This is a genomic window from Streptomyces sp. NPDC048248 (assembly GCF_043201875.1).
Classification (GTDB): domain Bacteria; phylum Actinomycetota; class Actinomycetes; order Streptomycetales; family Streptomycetaceae; genus Streptomyces.
Map to the genome: position 1 here is coordinate 1 of NZ_JBICZL010000010.1, position 17347 is coordinate 17347.

The 17347-nt window shown below is 69.0% G+C and carries 15 protein-coding genes and 1 riboswitch; of the genes, 12 read left to right on the top strand and 3 right to left on the bottom strand.

The window, feature by feature from the left end; translation table 11 throughout:
* Positions 1–178 precede the first annotated feature (178 nt).
* The 10 genes from ACGFZW_RS22245 to ACGFZW_RS22290 all read left to right on the top strand — a co-directional run bounded on the left by ACGFZW_RS22245 (position 179) and on the right by ACGFZW_RS22290 (position 10347).
* Complete coding sequence (locus ACGFZW_RS22245) at positions 179–817, top strand: CDP-alcohol phosphatidyltransferase family protein (RefSeq protein WP_393894919.1); 639 nt, start codon at positions 179–181, stop codon at positions 815–817.
* Between the two features lie 87 nt (positions 818–904).
* A complete protein-coding gene (locus ACGFZW_RS22250; protein ID WP_393894920.1) occupies positions 905–3400 on the top strand; it encodes a sugar phosphate nucleotidyltransferase in 2496 nt (831 codons plus the stop codon).
* Positions 3401–3477: 77 nt separating this feature from the next.
* Complete coding sequence (locus ACGFZW_RS22255; RefSeq protein WP_393894921.1) at positions 3478–4410, top strand: DUF881 domain-containing protein; 933 nt, start codon at positions 3478–3480, stop codon at positions 4408–4410.
* A complete protein-coding gene (locus ACGFZW_RS22260; protein WP_003984969.1) occupies positions 4407–4739 on the top strand; it encodes a small basic family protein in 333 nt (110 codons plus the stop codon). The genes ACGFZW_RS22255 and ACGFZW_RS22260 overlap by 4 nt, the downstream gene beginning before the upstream one ends.
* Positions 4740–4744: 5 nt before the next feature.
* On the top strand, positions 4745–5779 hold the full coding sequence (locus tag ACGFZW_RS22265) for a DUF881 domain-containing protein (protein ID WP_393894922.1): 1035 nt from the start codon (positions 4745–4747) through the stop codon (positions 5777–5779).
* Between the two features lie 117 nt (positions 5780–5896).
* A complete protein-coding gene (locus ACGFZW_RS22270; protein WP_393894923.1) occupies positions 5897–6745 on the top strand; it encodes an FHA domain-containing protein in 849 nt (282 codons plus the stop codon).
* Positions 6746–6762: 17 nt separating this feature from the next.
* Complete coding sequence (locus ACGFZW_RS22275) at positions 6763–7509, top strand: MerR family transcriptional regulator (protein WP_393894924.1); 747 nt, start codon at positions 6763–6765, stop codon at positions 7507–7509.
* A 56-nt stretch (positions 7510–7565) separates the two neighbouring features.
* Positions 7566–8039 (top strand): bifunctional nuclease family protein, encoded by a 474-nt coding sequence (locus ACGFZW_RS22280; RefSeq protein WP_006606439.1) that lies wholly within the window; start codon positions 7566–7568, stop codon positions 8037–8039.
* Positions 8040–8225: 186 nt separating this feature from the next.
* Positions 8226–8831, top strand: a complete 606-nt coding sequence (locus ACGFZW_RS22285) for a MerR family transcriptional regulator (RefSeq protein ID WP_393894925.1) — start codon at positions 8226–8228, stop codon at positions 8829–8831.
* A gap of 67 nt (positions 8832–8898) precedes the next feature.
* The gene (locus ACGFZW_RS22290; RefSeq protein ID WP_393894926.1) at positions 8899–10347 is read left to right on the top strand and encodes a DNA polymerase IV; all 1449 of its coding nucleotides are present in this window, start codon (positions 8899–8901) and stop codon (positions 10345–10347) included.
* Here the strand turns inward: ACGFZW_RS22290 and ACGFZW_RS22295 are convergent.
* Positions 10257–10640, bottom strand: a complete 384-nt coding sequence (locus ACGFZW_RS22295; protein ID WP_393894927.1) for a PRC-barrel domain-containing protein — start codon at positions 10638–10640, stop codon at positions 10257–10259. The two genes, ACGFZW_RS22290 and ACGFZW_RS22295, sit on opposite strands and share 91 nt — an antisense overlap.
* A gap of 114 nt (positions 10641–10754) precedes the next feature.
* Positions 10755–10852: riboswitch (glycine riboswitch) on the top strand.
* 188 nt (positions 10853–11040) lie between these two features.
* Between ACGFZW_RS22295 and gcvP the strand changes: the two genes are divergently transcribed.
* Positions 11041–13926 carry an aminomethyl-transferring glycine dehydrogenase gene (gene gcvP / locus ACGFZW_RS22300; RefSeq protein ID WP_393894928.1) on the top strand — a complete coding sequence of 962 codons (2886 nt, stop codon included), beginning with the start codon at positions 11041–11043 and terminating at the stop codon, positions 13924–13926.
* Between the two features lie 73 nt (positions 13927–13999).
* Here gcvP and ACGFZW_RS22305 read toward each other — a convergent pair whose 3' ends face one another.
* Both ACGFZW_RS22305 and ACGFZW_RS22310 read right to left on the bottom strand, forming a co-directional pair.
* Complete coding sequence (locus ACGFZW_RS22305; RefSeq protein WP_393895270.1) at positions 14000–14206, bottom strand: DUF5999 family protein; 207 nt, start codon at positions 14204–14206, stop codon at positions 14000–14002.
* A gap of 343 nt (positions 14207–14549) precedes the next feature.
* Positions 14550–15137 (bottom strand): hypothetical protein, encoded by a 588-nt coding sequence (locus ACGFZW_RS22310; protein WP_393894929.1) that lies wholly within the window; start codon positions 15135–15137, stop codon positions 14550–14552.
* A gap of 567 nt (positions 15138–15704) precedes the next feature.
* Between ACGFZW_RS22310 and ACGFZW_RS22315 the strand changes: the two genes are divergently transcribed.
* Positions 15705–17282 (top strand): glutamate-cysteine ligase family protein, encoded by a 1578-nt coding sequence (locus tag ACGFZW_RS22315; RefSeq protein WP_393894930.1) that lies wholly within the window; start codon positions 15705–15707, stop codon positions 17280–17282.
* The last annotated feature ends 65 nt before the right edge of the window (positions 17283–17347 follow it).

Sequence of the window (17347 nt, forward strand, 5' to 3'; positions counted from 1 at the left end):
CAGGGGGGACCCTGTGGGAGAGTAGGACGCCGCCGAACAATCTTTGTGTGTAAGCCCCGTGGGAACTTCGGTTCCTGCGGGGCTTACACGCGTTTGTGGACCCCCGGCACTGACGGTGCCGGCGGGCCAGGTAAGGTCAGTGAGCATCATCGGCACATTTCCCACAGGAGGCCCCCGCGTGGAGGTCCAGGAGACGCGGGTCCAGACGGATCGCGTCCTCACCATCCCCAATATCCTGAGCATGGCTCGCCTCGTCGGCGTGCCGGTGTTCCTGTGGTTGATCCTGTGGCCGGAATTCGGTGGCCCCAAGGCCGCCGACGGGTGGGCCCTGCTGGTCCTCGCCCTGAGCGGAGTCAGCGACTACCTGGACGGCAAGCTCGCCCGACGCTGGAACCAGATCAGCAGCCTGGGCCGGATCCTCGACCCTGCAGCCGACCGCCTCTACATCCTCTCCACCCTCGTCGGCCTGACCTGGCGGGAGATCCTCCCGCTCTGGCTCACCGCGGCCCTGCTGGCCCGCGAACTGATGCTGCTCATCGCGGTCGGATTCATGGCACGGCACGGCTATGGCCCTCCCCAGGTGAACTTCCTGGGCAAAGCAGCTACCTTCAACTTGATGTATGCCTTCCCGTTGCTCCTGCTGAGCGACGGAAGCGGCTGGCTTCACACACTCGCTGCCATTTTCGGATGGGCGTTCGCAGGTTGGGGTACGGCGCTCTATTGGTGGGCAGGGATCCTCTACGTGGTCCAGGTCCGCCGCATCATCAGGGCGGACATCCACGGCCGACTGAGCTCGCCGAAAGGCCGTAGTGCATAGGCCCAGTGCCCGTAGGAACGTTGAGTGGGCGATCTGGACGGGTGAGGTCGGCAAGACCGTCGTCTCTTAGAGGAGGACGCTTCCGACATGAAGGCCGTTGTGATGGCCGGCGGCGAAGGCACGCGACTTCGCCCCATGACGTCCAGCATGCCCAAGCCGCTGCTGCCTGTGGCCAATAGGCCGATCATGGAGCATGTGCTGAGGCTGCTGAAACGGCATGGTCTCAATGAGACCGTCGTGACCGTGCAATTCCTTGCTTCCCTCGTCCGTAACTACTTCGGTGACGGGGAAGAGCTCGGCATGGAGCTCACGTATGCCAATGAGGAAAAGCCACTGGGCACCGCAGGCAGCGTGAAGAACGCGGAGGAGGCACTGAAGGACGATGCCTTCCTGGTGATCTCCGGTGACGCCCTCACCGACTTCGATCTCAGTGATCTGATTCGCTTCCACAAGGAAAAGGGAGCGCTTGTCACCGTCTGTCTGACGAGGGTTCCCAATCCGCTGGAGTTCGGCATCACCATTGTCGACGAAGAGGGCAAGGTGGAGCGCTTCCTGGAGAAGCCCACCTGGGGGCAGGTCTTCTCGGACACCGTCAATACCGGCATCTACGTCATGGAGCCGGAGGTGTTCGACTATTTCGAGCCCGACGTTCCGGTTGACTGGTCCGGTGATGTCTTCCCGCAGCTCATGAAGGAAGGCAAGCCGATCTACGGCTATGTCGCCGAGGGCTATTGGGAGGACGTCGGCACCCACGAGAGTTACGTGAAGGCCCAGGCCGATGTGCTCGAGGGCAAGGTCGACGTCGATATCGACGGCTTCGAGATCTCACCGGGCGTATGGGTCGCCGAGGGCGCCGAAGTCCACCCGGACGCGGTGTTGCGCGGGCCGCTGTACATCGGTGACTACGCCAAGGTCGAAGCGGACGCGGAGATCCGCGAGCACACGGTCGTCGGCTCCAACGTCGTGGTGAAGGGCGGTGCGTTCCTGCACCGGGCTGTCGTGCACGACAACGTCTATATCGGTCAGCACAGCAATCTGCGCGGCTGCGTGATCGGCAAGAACACCGACATCATGCGGGCCGCCAGGATCGAGGACGGCGCCGTCATCGGCGACGAATGCCTCATCGGTGAGGAATCGATTGTCCAGGGCAATGTGCGGGTCTATCCCTTCAAGACCATCGAGGCCGGTGCGTTCGTCAACACCTCGGTGATCTGGGAGTCCAGAGGCCAGGCGCATCTGTTCGGCGCGCGCGGCGTGTCCGGCATCCTCAACGTGGAGATCACGCCGGAACTCGCCGTGCGTCTTGCAGGCGCTTACGCGACGACGCTCAAGAAGGGCTCCACGGTCACCACGGCGCGTGACCACTCCCGTGGCGCGCGGGCGCTCAAGCGCGCGGTGATCTCCGCGCTCCAGGCCAGCGCCATCGATGTGCGCGACCTGGAGAACGTGCCGCTGCCGGTGGCGAGGCAGCAGACCGCCCGGGGCAGCGCGGGCGGCATCATGGTGCGGACGACGCCCGGCGTCCCGGACTCCGTCGACATCATGTTCTTCGACGAGCGGGGCGCGGATCTCTCGCAGGCCGGCCAGCGAAAGCTCGACCGGGTCTACGCGCGCCAGGAGTATCGCCGCGCGTTCCCTGGTGAGATCGGTGACCTACGGTTCCCGTCCAGCGTGTTCGACTCCTACACGGGGTCCCTGTTGCGCGCGGTGGACACCACGGGCATCAGTGAAGCCGGGCTGAAGGTCGTCGTGGACGCCTCGAACGGCAGCGCCGGCTTGGTGCTGCCCAGCTTGCTGGGCCGGCTCGGCGTGGACTCCCTGACGATCAACCCCGGTCTCGACGAGTCCCGGCCGACCGAGACGGCGGATGCCCGGCGCTCCGGACTCGTCCGGCTCGGCGAGATCGTGGCCTCGGCCCGGGCGGCCTTCGGTGTGCGGTTCGACCCCGTCGGCGAGCGGCTGTCGCTGGTGGACGAGCGCGGCCGGATCATCGAGGACGACCGGGCACTGCTGGTCATGCTGGATCTCGTCGCCGCGGAACGGCGCAGTGGGCGGGTGGCGCTGCCGGTGACCACGACCCGGATCGCTGAGCAGGTGGCGGCATATCACGGCACCCAGGTGGAGTGGACGACCACGTCGCCGGACGATCTGACCCGGGTGGGGCGGGCGGACGGCACCGTCTTCGGCGGTAACGGCATGGGCGGATTCATCATCCCGGAGTTCAGCAGCGTCTTCGACGGCGCCGCGGCGTTCGTCCGGCTGATCGGTCTGGTGGCGCGTACGCAGCTCACGCTGAGCCAGATCGACGCGCGGATCCCGAGGGCGCATGTGCAGCGACGTGACCTGGCGACGCCGTGGGCGGTCAAGGGTCTGGTCATGCGGCATGTGGTCGAGGCGGCCGGTGACCGGGACGTGGACACCACCGACGGTGTGCGCGTGGTGGAGTCCGACGGACGTTGGGTGCTGGTGCTGCCCGACCCCGCCGAGGCCGTGACGCATCTGTGGGCGGAGGGGCCGGATGACGCCTCCGCCCAGCAGCTCCTGGACGAGTGGTCCGCAGTGGTGGACAGCGCCGGACGCTGACCCCAGGGCCCCACCGGCGTGCCGCGATCCGGTACGTCGGTGGGGCCATTGGGAGCGCGCGTCGCCGACGTGCGACGATGTGCGGCATGTCGCAGGAGCGCCCCGATCGGAGCACCACCAAGAAGCCCGCCGCGCGCCCCGATGCGTCCATGTCGCTGCTGACCAACGTGATGGACCACAGCCTGGACGACGGATACGCGGAGGCCGCCGAGCGGAAGTCCGCAGCGGGCGTGAGCGGACTGCCGCGCACCCTGCGCGCGAAATTGGGCCTCGCGGCCGGCCTGGTGCTTGCGGCGGTCGTGGTGACCGTGGGTGCGGCGCAGGCACGGATAGCTGCGCCGACGCTGGCCAAGGAACACGAAGAGCTGATCAACCGCATCCAGCGGGGCACCGCCGAGGCGGACAAACAGCAGAAGCGGGTCGACGCGACGCGGGACGCCGTCAGCAAGATGCAGGCCGAGGCGCTCAAGGCGCACGGCGGCGGCAGGGCCGAACTGCTGGCGCTGCTGGCCGGTTCGACCCAGGTCACCGGGCCCGGCGTGAAGCTGGTCGTGGACGACGCCAAGCAGGCGGAGTCCAGCGGCGGCGGGCCGCGCGAGAGCAGTGGTTTCTCGGACACCGGCCGGGTACGCGACCGGGACATGCAGCGTGTCGTCAACGGCCTCTGGGAGTCAGGGGCGGAGGCCATCTCTGTCAATGGGCAGCGGCTTACGTCACTCTCGGCGATCAGAGCCGCCGGAGACGCCATACTGGTCGACAACAAGCCACTGGTGCCGCCCTATACGGTGCTGGCGGTGGGGGACGGGCAGCGGCTCAGCACCGCGTTCCAGGACAGTGCGGACGGTCAGTACCTGCACGTGCTCCAGGAGAACTACGGCGTGCGGACCAGGATTTCCGCCGAGACCGAGGTCACGCTGCCGCCCGCCCCGAGTTTGACCGTACGAACCGCAAAGCCACAGGCCGGTGCCGCGAAAGCGGACGGCACCGACACAGGGAAGGGCACATCGTGATCGCCGTACTGGGCCTCATCGTGGGAGTCGTGGTCGGACTTGTGGTCCGACCCGTGGTGCCGACGGTGGTCGAGCCCTACTTGCCGATCGCTGTCGTGGCGGCGCTCGACGCCGTGTTCGGCGGACTGCGCGCGATGCTGGACGGCATCTTCGACGACAAGGTCTTCGTCGTCTCCTTCCTCTCGAATGTGGTCGTAGCCGCTCTGATCGTCTTCCTCGGTGACAAGTTGGGCGTCGGCGCGCAGCTCTCCACCGGTGTTGTCGTCGTGCTGGGCATCCGGATCTTCTCCAACGCTGCCGCGATCCGCCGGCACGTCTTCAGGGCGTGAGGCGGATGGCAACCGACGAGACACCGGAGCCGGAGAACAACGGGCCGCGCCCGGAGAAGAACGAGCCGGAGTCGGCGACGAACAAGCCGGAGCCGCCGAAGGACCGCGGCCCGGCCGACCGTCGGCCGCTGCCGCCGGAGAGCCGGGACGCCGCCGAGCGGGCTTCGGTGGAGAACGAGCCGAAGGCGCCGGAACCGGACGGCGAGGCGCGCGACGAAGGCAAACCGGCGGACGCCGGCCCCGAGCCGGGGGAGGGCACTGCCGAAGAGCCGGCCGCCCCGGCCGAAGCGCCGGCGGCGGACGGGCCGGAGGGCCGCTCGGAGACCGGCCGGCAGCGGCTGTTCGCGAGTCTGTGGCCACCGCGTCTGACGCGGGCTCAACTGATCGTCGCCCTGCTGCTGTTCATTCTCGGTCTCGGCCTGGCGATTCAGGTACGTTCCACAAGTGACAGCAGTGCGCTGCGAGGAGCGCGCCAGGAGGACCTGGTGCGGATCCTGGACGAGCTGGACAACCGCTCCCAGCGGTTGACGGACGAACAGCGGCGTCTGGAAGGGCAGAAGACCGAGCTGGAGAACAGCTCGGACCAGGCCGAGGAGGCCCGTAAGCAGACCGTGGAGAAGGAACAGCAGCTGGGCGTGCTGGCCGGGACCGTCGCGGCTCAGGGGCCCGGCATCACCCTGACCATCAACGACCCGACGCGCTCCGTCGAGGCGGACAAGCTGCTGGACACCATCCAGGAGCTGCGGGCGGCCGGAGCCGAGGCCATTCAGGTCAATGATGTGCGCGTCGTCGCGGACACCTACCTCTCGGATGTCCGGGGCGGGGTGGAGATCGACGGCAAGCGGGTCACCCAGCCGTATCGCTTCAAGGTCATCGGCAAGCCCGAGGACCTGGAGCCTGCGCTGAACATCCCTGGTGGGGTGGTCCAGACGCTGGAAAAAGAGCAGGCCACGGTGGCTGTGACCCGTCAGGGGAAGATCATTGTGAACGCCTTGCGAGAGGCGAAGCGGCCTGACTACGCTCGGTCGTCATCGCAGTGAGGTGTAGACGTATGTCGATGGCCCGGGAGGGCATGACGTAGCGGGGGGTCGACGCACCGTGCGCGTGGTGTGTGGTGGAAACTGTCTGAAGGCCACGGACGTTCACAGGATGTCCGGATGGGCCGGAGTGTGCATCGAGGGTTCGTCCTGCCCCACGGGCGGGTCTGTTTCGTACAAGGGGAATCGCCCGTGAAGTTGTTTGGAAAGCTGTTCGGCAAGAGCGCACGACAGGAGGGCGGCAGCGGCTCGGCGCGGCACCGCGCTCCGCGCCAGCCCGACGAGAGTGCTGTGGGCGAGGACCGTCCGCTCTTCCGTGACGAGGTCGGCGGTCCGTCCGGGGGGTACGGGGCGGGTTCTGTTGACCCCTCCGGTGCCGGCCGCATAGGTTCCCAGGAACCATCAGCCTCAAGCACGGGTGGAGGGTTGGCCTTGCCGGTATGTACGAGGTGTGGGCACCGGAACGCCGAGGCGAGCCGGTTCTGCTCCAACTGCGGTGCGCCGCTGCGCGCGGGGGCTCAGGCCGAGCGCCCGTCGGAGACGACCTCGACCATCTCCATCTCGGGACTTGAGGCCTACGACGCGGAGGCGACCGGGCAGACCCCGACGCCGTCGCTCTCCCCGGAGGCCCAGGCGGCGGTCGACGCTCTTCCGCTGGGCTCCGCGCTGCTGGTGGTCCGCCGGGGTCCGAACTCCGGCAGTCGCTTCCTGCTGGACAGCGACCTGACGACGGCGGGTCGTCACCCGCAGAGCGACATCTTCCTCGACGATGTGACGGTCTCGCGCCGCCACGTGGAGTTCCGTCGTGGCCAGGACGGTGGTTTCACGGTCGCCGACGTCGGCAGCCTGAACGGCACCTACGTCAACCGTGAGCGGATCGACTCCGTCGCGCTCGCCAACGGCGACGAGGTCCAGATCGGCAAGTACCGCCTGGTCTTCTACGCGAGCCAGCGAGGCGTCGGTATCTGACCGACCAGGGAAGGCATATGCGCCATACACCGACAGGCGGTGCCGGTTCTGCCGGCACCGCCTCCTCGGCCGGCAAGCCGGTGAGCATCGGCACGGTGCTCACTCTGCTGCGCGAGGAATTCCCCGAGGTCACCATCTCCAAGATCCGGTTTCTGGAGGCCGAGGGGCTGGTCGAGCCGAAGCGCACCCCTTCCGGGTACCGCAAATTCACCCCGGAGGACGTCCAGCGCCTGGCAGGCGTCCTGCGGATGCAGCGGGACCACTATCTGCCGCTGAAGGTCATCCGGGAGTATCTGGACGCCTTGGAGCGCGGTGAGCGGGTGCAGCTGCCCGCCCAGGCGGCACCCTCCCGGGATCTGGTGGACGGCGTGCATGACCCGGACGAGGAGCGGCCCACCGCTGCCCGGATCGGCCGGGAGGAGCTGCTTGCCGCCGCCGAGGTGGAGGAGGCGGCTCTCGCCGACTGGGAGTCGTACGGCCTCATCACGGCCAATGACGACGGCAGCTACGACATCGAGGCCGTCACCGTCGCCAAACTTGTCGCGGATCTCGGACGCTTCGGTCTGGAGCCGCGTCATCTGCGTGCCGTGAAAGCCGCCGCCGAGCGCGAGGCCGGCCTGGTCGAACAGGTGGTTGCACCCCTTCGGCGGCATCGCAACCCGCAGACCAGAGCCCATGCCGAGGCCACCGCCAGAGAGCTGGCGACGCTGTCGGTGCGGCTGCACGCGGCATTGGTCCAGACCGCTCTGCGGGTGCGCCTGTAGTCGGCAAACGAGTGCCCGACTACCCAAACCGGCCGGGCACGTCCTAGGGTTGCTGTGTGAACGAGCTCGACGTCGTGGGTGTCCGGGTGGAAATGCCTTCCAGCCAACCGATCGTGCTCCTGCGGGAGGTGGGAGGCGACCGATACTTGCCCATTTGGATCGGGCCAGGGGAGGCCACCGCCATCGCTTTCGCCCAGCAGGGCATGGTCCCTGCCAGGCCGCTGACGCATGACCTTTTCAAGGACGTGCTCGAAGCGGTGGGCCAGGAGCTGACGCAGGTCCGCATCACGGACCTGCGCGAAGGGGTGTTCTACGCCGAACTGGTCTTCGCCAGCGGCGTGGAAGTGAGCGCGCGTCCGTCCGACGCGATAGCGCTCGCCCTGCGCACCGGAACGCCGATCTTCGGTACCGACGGTGTGCTGGACGACGCGGGGATCGCGATCCCGGACGAGCAGGAGGACGAGGTGGAGAAGTTCCGTGAGTTCCTCGACCAGATCTCGCCCGAGGACTTCGGTACCAACAGCCAGTGATGCCGACGGGTCGGAGGCCTAATTCCGGCCAAACTGTTAGCCCTTCCCCGTCTCAGGTCACGAGAAACCACTCGTAGGGTGATTATCACTCGGCGTGGCGAGCGCGGCGATCGTTGACGCACCCGGGGTGACTGCATACCGTCGATATGGCAGGTCCCGTCCGGGACGTGGAGGACGGAGGGCGGCGTGGCAATCACCGGCGACGGTATGGCGGCGGAAGGGGCGTTGCCGCTCCACTCGGGTGCAGCAGCGAATCGTGCACCCGCGCAGGTGGCCGCAGTGTCGGCGGACGGCGAGACGCAGACCATCGGCTACCGCGGACCGACCGCGTGTGCGGCGGCGGGGATCACCTACCGGCAGCTGGACTACTGGGCCCGTACGGGCCTGGTGGAGCCGAGCGTGCGGCCCGCGTACGGATCCGGGACCCAGCGGCTCTACAGCTTCCGGGACGTCGTCGTTCTCAAAATCGTCAAACGGCTGCTCGACACCGGGGTCTCGCTGCAGAACATCCGTACCGCCGTTCAGCACCTGCGCTCGCGCGGGCTTGCGGACCTGACGCGGATGACGCTCATGAGCGATGGCGCGACGGTCTACGAGTGCACCTCGCCCGATCAGGTCGTGGATCTCCTCCAGGGCGGCCAGGGCGTGTTCGGTATCGCGGTCGGCGTGGTCTGGCGGGACGTGGAGGGCGCGCTCTCCCAGCTGCACGGTGAGCGTGTGGACACCGGCGAGACGCTCGTCGGGAAGAATCCGCACGACGAGCTGGCGCGGCGCCGCAACCGGGCGGGCTGAGCGCCCGACGCGCTTTCCGGCCCTGCGCGCGGGGCGATTGTCAGTGGTGTGCGGGAGCATCGATGGTGTGAGACCTGCGCCGACGATCCTGCACCTGGACATGGATGCCTTCTTCGCGGCCGCCGAACAGGCGGCCAAGCCGAGTCTGCGCGGGAAGCCCGTGGTGGTCGGCGGGATCGGGCCGCGCGGGGTGGTCTCCACGGCGTCGTACGAAGCCCGGGTCTTCGGCATCCGTTCGGCGATGCCCACAGCTCAGGCGCGTCGCCTGTGCCCCAACGCCGCGTATCTCAATCCCCGCTTCACCCTCTACCGCCAGGTGAGTGAGACGGTGATGCAGCTGTTGCACGCCCTGTCGCCCCTGGTGGAGCCGCTGAGCCTGGACGAGGCGTTCGTCGACCTGGAGGCCGGCGGTGTCGCGGCGGAGACGTCCGCCGTCCGCGCGGTGGGGGAGCGGCTGCGGCGCGAAATCCGGGAGGCCACCGGACTGACGGGTTCGGTGGGGCTCGCGGGGGCCAAGATGCTGGCGAAGATCGCGTCCGAGGCGGCGAAACCGGACGGGCTCGTGGTGATCGAGCCGGGCACCGAGCGGGAGCTGCTGGGACCGATGACGGTGCGCACCCTGCCCGGGGTCGGGCCCGCCACTGCCGAGGCGCTGCGCCGGGCCGGGATCACGACGGTCGCGGAGACCGCGGAGGCCGGTGAGGCGGAGCTGGTGCGCCTGTTGGGGAAGTCCCACGGCGCCGGGCTGTACGCGATGGCACTGGGCCGGGATGACCGGCCGGTGGTGGCGGAGCGGGACGCGAAGTCGATCTCGGTCGAGGACACCTTCGAGGTGGACCTGACCGACCGTACCCGGGTGCGGTCGGAGGTGGTGCGCCTCGCGGACCGCTGTGTGCAGCGGCTGCGGGCCGCCGGGCGCTCCGGACGTACGGTCGTGATCAAGGTCCGGAGCTACGACTTCTCGACGCTGACCCGCTCCGAGACGCTCCGCGGCCCCACCGACGACCCCTCGGTCGTGCGGGAGGCCGCCGCACGGCTGCTGGAGACCGTGGACACCACGGGCGGCGTGCGGCTGCTGGGGGTCGGGGTGAGCGGGCTGGCCGACTTCACGCAGGAGGACCTCTTCGCCCAGGTCGCGACCGAGCGGGAGGCCGCGGAGACCGCGAAGGCGACTCAGGAGCACACGGCGGACGAGGCAGGCGAGCAGGAGCCGCGAGAGCTGCCGCGTCGCTGGCTGCCGGGGCTCGACATCGTGCACGACGAGTACGGCGCCGGTTGGGTGCAGGGGAGCGGGGTCGGGAGAGTGACCGTCCGCTTCGAGACGCCGTGGTCCGCACCGGGAAGGGTGCGGACCTTTGCCGTCGAGGACCCTGCGTTGCGGCCCGGGGAGCCACTGCCGCTGGTGCGGGAGAAGCCGAGCGGGGCTCAGTCCTCCGAACCGGCGATCCTGCCGAAGTCCTTGTCGCCCGCCGAGGAGACCGCGTCGGAGGCGGGGGAGGAGATATCCAGCCGGTAGTGGTGGTAGAGCTGAAGCTCCTGCTCGGGAGAGAGGTGCCGGCCGACACCGAAGTCGGGGGCGTCCTTGATCAGCTTGCGGTCGAAGGGGATGCGCAGGCCCTCGTCGGCCAGCTCGCTCGGCTCGAGCGGGACGAAGGCGTCCCTGCTGAACAGGCCGGTGCGCACGGCCGCCCACTCCGGTTCCCCGGTCGCGTCGTCGAGATAGACCTCGTCGACGGTGCCGATTTTCGTGCCGTGCCGGTCGAACGCCTTGCGGCCGATCAGGCTCCGGGGATCGATGTCGGTTTGCACGGCCCCTCCATATGGTCGCAGCTGCCCTGTCACCACTACCAAACGGCACATTTCATGCCCCGGCCACTCGAAAGTTCCTCCGGGAGGTGCGCTGGTAGGCTGGCGAATGGCTGCAGACCCCATGCGGGAGAGTCCTTTGTCGTTCGCGACGGGGGCGCCGAAGGAGCAAATCCTCCCCGGAATCTCTCAGGCACACGTACCGCATGGACGAGGTCACTCTGGAAAGCAGGGCGGGCCACGGACAGGCACAACGCCGGAACCCATCCTCACCGACGGTGAAAGTCGGACCGCAGCGCGCGGGCCGGCGAAGCTCTCAGGTTGAGATGACAGAGGGGGAGGCCGTCCGGGCACCAGTGCCGTGGTGCCCCTCGTAGGTCGTATGACCAGGAGGCCCCCGCAGATGACCACCAATCGCATCTCCTTGACCGAGCTGGAGCGCGGTACCCCCTTCGAGCACCGGCACATCGGGCCTGACCACGAGGCGCAGGCGAAGATGCTCGCGCACGTCGGATTCGGATCGCTGGACGAGCTCACCGCCACCGCAGTCCCCGATGTGATCAAGAGCGCCGAGGCCCTGGGGCTGCCCCAGGGCCGCTCCGAGGCCGAGGTCCTGGAGGAGCTGCGCAGTCTCGCGGACCGCAACCAGGTCCTGTCCTCCATGATCGGCCTGGGCTACTACGGCACGTTCACACCGCCGGTGATCCTGCGCAACGTCATGGAGAACCCGTCCTGGTACACGGCCTACACGCCGTACCAGCCGGAGATCTCGCAGGGTCGGCTGGAGGCGCTGCTGAACTTCCAGACCATGGTCGCCGACCTGACGGGTCTGCCCACCTCCGGCGCTTCGCTCCTGGACGAGGGCACCGCCGCAGCCGAGGCCATGTCGCTCGCCCGGCGGGTCGGCAAGGTCAAGAAGGGCGTCTTCCTGGTCGACGCCGACTGTCTGCCGCAGACCATCGCCGTGCTCCAGACCCGTGCCGAGCCGACCGGCGTCGAGGTCGTGGTCGCGGACCTCGGCGACGGCATTCCGGCCGAGATCGCCGAGCGTGGTGTCTTCGGCGTGCTCCTGCAGTACCCGGGTGCCTCCGGTGCGGTGCGCGACCCGCGCGCGGTCATCGCGCAGGCGCAGGAGCTGGGCGCCGTCGTCACCGTCGCCGCCGACCTCCTCGCCCTGACGCTGCTGACCTCGCCCGGCGAGCTCGGCGCGGACATCGCCGTCGGCACGACGCAGCGCTTCGGCGTCCCGATGGGCTTCGGCGGGCCGCACGCCGGCTTCATGGCCGTACGCGAGAAGTTCGCCCGCAGCCTCCCCGGCCGCCTGGTGGGCGTCTCGGTCGACGCCGACGGCAACAAGGCGTACCGCCTGGCCCTGCAGACCCGTGAGCAGCACATCCGCCGGGAGAAGGCCACCAGCAACATCTGCACCGCGCAGGTGCTGCTCGCCGTCATGGCCGGCATGTACGCGGTCTACCATGGCCCGGACGGCCTGGCCGCCATCGCGCGGCGCACCCATCGCTATGCCACCCTCCTCGCCGAGGGCCTGCGGGCGGGCGGTGTGGAGATCGTGCACGGCGCCTACTTCGACACGCTGACCGCGCGGGTGCCCGGCCGCGCCGCCGAGGTCGTGGCCGCCGCCCGCGAGGCCGGCATCAACCTCCGCCAGGTCGACGCCGACCTCGTCGGCATCGCCTGCGACGAGACCACCGGCCGCGGGCAGCTGGCCGGCGTTTTCGGCGCCTTCGGCGTCCAGGCCGACATCGAGCAGCTGGACGCCGCCGCGGGCGAGGGACTGCCGCAGGAGCTGCTGCGCACCGACGACTACCTCGGCCACCCGGTCTTCCACCAGCACCGTTCCGAGACCGCGATGCTGCGCTACCTGCGCACCCTCGCCGACAAGGACTACGCGCTGGACCGCGGCATGATCCCGCTCGGCTCCTGCACGATGAAGCTGAACGCCACCACCGAGATGGAGCCGGTCACATGGCCGGCGTTCGGGCAGCTGCACCCCTTCGCGCCGGCCGGTCAGGCGCAGGGCTACCTCACCCTGATCCAGGAGCTCGAGGAGCAGCTGGCCACGGTCACCGGCTACGACAAGGTCTCCATCCAGCCGAATGCCGGCTCCCAGGGCGAACTGGCGGGCCTGCTGGCCGTGCGTGCCTACCACCGCGCCAACGGCGACGAGCAGCGCACCATCTGCCTGATCCCCTCCTCCGCGCACGGCACCAACGCCGCCAGCGCCGTGATGGCGGGGATGAAGGTCGTCGTCGTCAAGACCGGCGAGGACGGTGAGGTCGACACCGACGATCTGCACGCCAAGATCGACAAGCACCGCGACGAACTCGCGGTCCTGATGGTCACCTACCCCTCCACCCACGGCGTGTTCGAGGAGCACATCACGCAGATCTGCGCCGCGGTGCACGACGCGGGCGGCCAGGTCTACGTCGACGGCGCCAACCTCAACGCGCTGGTCGGCCTCGCCGAGCCCGGCAAGTTCGGCGGCGATGTCTCGCACCTCAACCTGCACAAGACCTTCTGCATCCCGCACGGCGGCGGCGGTCCCGGTGTCGGTCCTGTCGGTGTCCGGGCCCACCTGGCGCCGTACCTGCCCAACCACCCGCTGCAGCCCACCGCGGGCCCGGAGACGGGCGTCGGCCCGATCTCCGCGGCGCCGTGGGGCTCGGCGGGCATCCTGCCGATCTCCTGGGCGTACGTCCGGCTGATGGGCGGCGAGGGGCTCAAGCGCGCCACGCAGGTCGCGGTGCTCGGTGCCAACTACATCGCCAAGCGCTTGGAGCCGCACTACCCGGTGCTCTACACCGGCCCGGGCGGGCTGGTCGCACACGAGTGCATCATCGACGTCCGGCCGCTGACCAAGGAGACCGGGGTGAGCATCGACGACGTGGCCAAGCGGCTCATCGACTACGGCTTCCACGCGCCGACGATGTCCTTCCCGGTGGCCGGCACGCTCATGATCGAGCCGACCGAGAGTGAGGACCTCAATGAGCTGGACCGGTTCTGCGACGCGATGATCGCCATCCGCGCGGAGATCGAGAAGGTCGGCTCGGGGGAGTGGGACAAGGACGACAACCCGCTGCGCAACGCCCCGCACACCGCGAGCGCGCTGACCGGCGACTGGGAGCACTCCTACTCCCGCGAGGAGGCCGTCTTCCCGGCAGGCGTCGTCGCCGCGGAGAAGTACTGGCCGCCGGTGCGGCGGATCGACGGCGCCTTCGGCGACCGTAACCTCGTCTGCTCCTGCCCTCCGCTGGAGGACTACGACGGCTGACGTCCGTCACCGCACATCAAGGGCCCTCGGCAGATCCTGCCGGGGGCCCTGTTGTTCTGCCGGTGCGCCCGGGTCAGGCGGCGGAGACGACCCGGGTGCCACCGAGCGGCCGGTTCGGGGCGATGACCTGCCCGTCCGGAAGAAGCTCACCGGTGTCCTCGAAGAGGAGGACGCCGTTGCACAGCAGGCTCCAACCCTGCTCCGGGTGGTGTGCCACAGGATGCGCGGCTTCCCGGTCGGTGGAGTCTGCTGACGGGCAGGGTGGTTGGTGCTGACACATGGAAGTCGTCTTTCGCTGCGGTGTGGTGAACGTCGTCGTGCGGCTCGATGAGGTGTTCATGGCCGCTCCCCCCGTTTCCTCGGTCGGTCCCAGTGTTGCCCTCCGGAGGCGTTTCCGCAGGGATTTCGCAGCAGCGGTACTCACTCGATACTGACGTGTCACCCGTGCGGGCGGTTGCTCCCAATTACGCAGTTACTCAGGCGGGTTGGCAGTGGTAGGGGTGGGCTAGGCCGCGCGGGTGAGACAGCGAAGCGCCCCGCGGCCGGACGGGGCCGCGGGGCGCGCTCTTGAGGGACGGCGTGCGCCGGTGCGCCGGTCCGCGGACGGAGCCGGCGCCCCGGGGTCAGGCGGGCGAGCCGAGCAGCGGTCCCGGAGTCACCCGCAGGGTGAGTCGCGGCAGCAGGTCGGCGACTCGCTGCGGGTGGTGGGCAGTGATACCCGGCGGTGCGGGTGCCAGCGGTACCAGCAGGTCACCGGGGGCGGGGATGCCGTCGGAGCCGTCCGAGGTGATGTCGTGGTGCAGCCACAGCGTGAGCATGTACAGCTCGGGGACGGACAGCAGTCGCGGCTGATACGGCGTGGACAGCGCGTCGGCGTGCTGCAGGGCCTGCTCGGTAGCGGTGACGTAAGGGCCACCGGCGAAGTGGGAGAACGTCCAGCCGTCCGCCGTGAGCATCGCGTCCGCGGTCGCCACGGCACGCTCGCCGCCCCGGACGAGGTATCGCCAGCCGGCCAGGCGGGTACGCGAGGAACCTCCGGCACGGCTGATGTGGTCCCAGACGTGCACGGGCAGCGGGTGGTCGGGGCTCAGCGGGCCCTGATGGGAACGGAGGGCGGAGGTGGGAGCCTCGCGGACGGCGGTGGGTGAGCCGAGGGCGGCGAGAACGCTGCGCAGGGCGGGCGCGGGTGCGGCGGGAACGTGCAGCGGCATGGTGGGTCGCCTCTCACTTCGGAGACACGGTGGAGCTGGGCAAGTGCGGACGGCGCTGTCAGCGTGGCGGGGTCAGAGCATGGCCGACCGGGGCTGCGGCCCGGCGGGGTCAGCCGCTGTGCCCCAGAACCGGTGAGAACACCGAAACACTGGGTGCCAACTCTCTGCCTCGTCAGCGGAGTTTATACGACACATGTTCTGTCAGTGTTTCCGCTAGTCGCTCCGTTGATTTCCGGCAAGGCGGAATCCGGACTCCTGTCCCGGGTGGTATCCGCCGCTTTGCGCGGGGCTTTGGGGCGCCACCTCGTATTACCTCGCCGGCGCGGTAGGCGAGAACTCGTCGGTGTTTCTCACGAGAGAAATGCGGACGGCGATCGCCACCGAGATATGCCTACGGAATGTGCCAGCCATGCCGTCCCTACGAGCCTATCGTTACCGGCACGCCCCGTACGCGTTATCGATCAGATCGCTGGGGCATCATCGACCGTAGCGTGTACCCCGGTGGTGCCGGGGACGGCTCCACGCGGCCCGTGTCCGCGGGCCGCTCACTCGAGGAGGGACCCTTCGATGGGCGAGAAGGTCGCCGCGGACGGGATCGACCTGGCGGACCGGGAGCGTTATCGAAGAAAGCTTCACGAGTGTCTGGAGGGATTGGAGAGACTCCTGGCGGAGAAGAGGTTCGACCGGCCCAAGAATCTCATGGGGCTGGAGATCGAACTCAGTCTCGCCGGTGCCGACGGTCTGCCGCGCATGCTGAACTCCCAAGTTCTGGAACGCATCGCCAGTCACGATTTCCAGACCGAACTCGCGCAGTGCAATCTCGAAGTCAACATCACACCGCACCGGTTGCACGGCAGGGTCCTTGACCAGCTCGCCGAGGAACTCCGTACGGGCCTGTCCTACGCGGACAGAAAAGCCCGTGAGGTGGCCGCCAGGATTGTGATGATCGGGATACTGCCGACGCTGAGTTCCGATGACCTCACGGCTGCGAGCATCTCCGAGAGCGATCGCTACGTGCTGCTCAACGACGAGATGCGGGCGGCCCGAGGCGAGGACTTCACGATCGACATCCAGGGCGTCGAGCACCTGCTCTCCCGATCGCCCTCGATCGCGCCGGAGGCCGCCTGCACCTCCGTGCAGCTGCACCTCCAGGTGACCCCGAACCGCTTCGCCGCGGTGTGGAACGCGGCGCAGGCCATCGCGGCCGTGCAGATCGCGGTGGGCGCCAACTCGCCGTTCCTCTTCGGGCGGGAGCTGTGGCGGGAGTCCCGTCCGCCGGTCTTCCAGCAGTCGACCGACACCCGGGCACCGGAACTCCAGGCACAGGGCGTGCGCCCGCGCACGTGGTTCGGCGAGCGCTGGGTCACCTCCGCGTACGACCTCTTCGAGGAGAACGTGCGGTACTTTCCGCCGCTGCTGCCGATCTGTGAGGAGGAAGAGCCGCTGCGGGTCCTCGACAAGGGCGGTGTCCCCGAACTCGCGGAGCTGGTGCTGCACAACGGCACGATCTACCGCTGGAACCGGCCTGTCTACGATGTCGCCGACGGTGTCGCGCATCTGCGGGTGGAGAACCGGGTGCTGCCGGCCGGTCCGACGGTCGCCGATGTCATCGCCAACGCGGCCTTCTACTACGGCCTGGTCAGGGCGCTGGCCGAGCAGCCACGCCCGGTGTGGTCACGACTGCCCTTCGCCGACGCGGCCGACAACTTCGACACCGCCTGCCGCTATGGCATCGACGCCACGCTCAGCTGGCCCAGGTCCGGGCGCGCGGGGGGCGTCACCGAGATCCCGGCGGTACGCCTCGTACGCGAGGAACTGCTGCCGCTGGCCGCAGCCGGGCTGGACGCCTGGGGCGTGGAGCCGGCCGACCGTGATCTCTACCTGGGCATCATCGAGGAGCGCTGCGCACGCCGTGTCAACGGGGCGTCCTGGCAGGCCGCGGCCTACCACCACGCGTCTCACCAGGGCCTGGAGCGGCACGCAGCCCTCGCCGCGATGACCCGTCGCTACCGGGAGTTGATGGAGGCCGGGGATCCGGTCCACACGTGGCCGGTCGCCTGGGACATCGGGAAGTCCGCCGCACCGGAGGAGTCCGCGTCGGATGAGCCCGGGTCGGCCGGCGGGTCCCGGCGAGGCGGTCGGTAACCGGGGCCGCCCCGGCCGGTGGGCCGTCCGGGGCGGCGGCGCCATCGCGGACGGGCCCACCGGTC

Coding starts and splice junctions, on each gene's coding strand:
- ACGFZW_RS22250 (WP_393894920.1), top strand. CDS start 905: ATGAAGGCCGTTGTGATGGCCGGCGGCGAAGGCACGCGACTTCGCCCC.
- ACGFZW_RS22255 (WP_393894921.1), top strand. CDS start 3,478: ATGTGCGGCATGTCGCAGGAGCGCCCCGATCGGAGCACCACCAAGAAG.
- ACGFZW_RS22265 (WP_393894922.1), top strand. CDS start 4,745: ATGGCAACCGACGAGACACCGGAGCCGGAGAACAACGGGCCGCGCCCG.
- ACGFZW_RS22270 (WP_393894923.1), top strand. CDS start 5,897: ATGGGCCGGAGTGTGCATCGAGGGTTCGTCCTGCCCCACGGGCGGGTC.
- ACGFZW_RS22275 (WP_393894924.1), top strand. CDS start 6,763: ATGCGCCATACACCGACAGGCGGTGCCGGTTCTGCCGGCACCGCCTCC.
- gcvP (WP_393894928.1), top strand. CDS start 11,041: ATGACCACCAATCGCATCTCCTTGACCGAGCTGGAGCGCGGTACCCCC.
- ACGFZW_RS22305 (WP_393895270.1), bottom strand. CDS start 14,206: ATGTGTCAGCACCAACCACCCTGCCCGTCAGCAGACTCCACCGACCGG.
- ACGFZW_RS22310 (WP_393894929.1), bottom strand. CDS start 15,137: ATGCCGCTGCACGTTCCCGCCGCACCCGCGCCCGCCCTGCGCAGCGTT.
- ACGFZW_RS22315 (WP_393894930.1), top strand. CDS start 15,705: ATGGGCGAGAAGGTCGCCGCGGACGGGATCGACCTGGCGGACCGGGAG.